Raw genomic sequence first — 1,531 nt, 5'->3', positions numbered from 1 at the left:
GCCGCGCGTCGACCTGTCCTGAATCGCGGCTCAGATCAGGCCGAGGCCCTTGCCGGCGTCGCGCTCCTCGCCGCGCTCGGCGACGGAGGCATCGATGCGGCCTCGCGAGAAGTCGTCGATCTGAAGACCCTGCACGATCTCCCACGCACCGTTCACCGAGCGCGCGGGGAAGGAGGAGATGAGCCCCTCGGGCACGCCGTAGGAGCCGTCGGAGGGCAGCGCGACCGAGGTCCAGTCGCCCTCGGGGGTGCCGTTGACCCAGTCGTGGACGTGGTCGACCGCGGCGTTGGCAGCGGAGGCGGCCGAGGATGCGCCCCGGGCCTCGATGATCGCCGCGCCGCGCTTGGCGACGGTGGGGATGAACGTGTTCTCCAGCCAGTCCTGGTCGCCCACGACCTCGGCCGCCGGCTTCCCGTTGACGGTCGCGCGGAAGATGTCCGGGTACTGACTGGCGGAGTGGTTGCCCCAGATCGTCAGCTGCGTGATGTCGTTGACGGTGGTGCCGGTCTTGGCGGCCAGCTGCGACAGCGCACGGTTGTGGTCGAGGCGGGTCATCGCGGTGAAGCGCTCGGCCGGGACGTCCGGCGCGTGCTGCTGCGCGATGAGGGCGTTGGTGTTCGCGGGGTTGCCGACCACGAGCACGCGGACGTCATCGGCGGCACCGGCGTTGATCGCCTCACCCTGCGGCTTGAAGATGCCGCCGTTGGCCTCGAGCAGGTCAGCACGCTCCATGCCCGGGCCGCGCGGGCGGGCGCCCACCAGCAGCGCGATGTTGGTCCCCTCGAAGCCCGCCGTCGGGTTGTCGGCGATGTCGATGCCGGCCAGCAGCGGGAAGGCGCAGTCGTCGAGCTCCATCGCGGTACCCTCGGCCGCCTTGACCGCCTGCGGGATCTCCAGCAACCGCAGCTTGACCGGGGTGTCCGGGCCGAGCAGCTGACCGGAGGCGATCCGGAACAGCAGCGCGTAGCCGATCTGACCAGCGGCGCCGGTGACGGTCACGGTGACAGGTGCTGTGGTCATGCGAGTGTCATCCCGTTCTCGGCCCGCGGAGGCGTCGATGCGCCAGATCTGAGCCGTTGGTGAAGAGCCTGCTCTTGATGGCTCCCATCCTGCCACCAACCGAGCGTCCTCCCCTCTTCCCCAACGACGGCCGCATCCGCTCGAGGTGATCCAGGGCCGCCCGGGGGCCTCGGATCAGCTCCAATCACAAGGTCGGCCACTGATCGGAGGTTATCGAGAGCCATCGGGCGGCATCGGAATACCTCCCGCCCGGGAAGGCGAGCGCGGCAGCTGACGGCTCACACAGCCTTCGACCACGCGGATCCGCGAACGCGCTCCTCGCGTAGCCAGTAGCCCGCACATACCTGGTCCATGTAGCTCGACTGTGCGAGCCTCCAGCCGACGAGATCGATGTTCAACACGATGTCTTCGCCGAGGGTCACGGAGTTGGCGCGCAGGTTGTCGTCGGCGACAGCAAGTCCCCATCGGTGCGCGGCGCCGTCGATCTCGACGACGAGACCGTTGCGCCAGC

Annotated in this window: 1 protein-coding gene and 1 pseudogene; both read right to left on the bottom strand. The window is 69.3% G+C overall.

Going from position 1 to position 1,531, the window contains the following annotated elements:
* Window positions 1-30: 30 nt before the first annotated feature.
* Window positions 31-1,020: a malate dehydrogenase gene (locus ACOJSN_RS01920; protein WP_420110820.1), complete on the bottom strand. Its 990-nt coding sequence runs from the start codon at window positions 1,018-1,020 to the stop codon at window positions 31-33.
* Window positions 1,021-1,298: 278 nt separating this feature from the next.
* Window positions 1,299-1,531 (bottom strand): annotated as a pseudogene (locus ACOJSN_RS01915) (hypothetical protein); the annotation flags it as partial.

This window comes from Pseudactinotalea sp., assembly GCF_048594945.1.
Lineage (GTDB): Bacteria > Actinomycetota > Actinomycetes > Actinomycetales > Beutenbergiaceae > Pseudactinotalea.
The sequence above is the reverse complement of the archived record's forward strand: the minus strand, read 5'-3'. Positions and strand labels throughout refer to the sequence as shown.

Coding starts and splice junctions, on each gene's coding strand:
- ACOJSN_RS01920 (WP_420110820.1), bottom strand. CDS start 1,020: ATGACCACAGCACCTGTCACCGTGACCGTCACCGGCGCCGCTGGTCAG.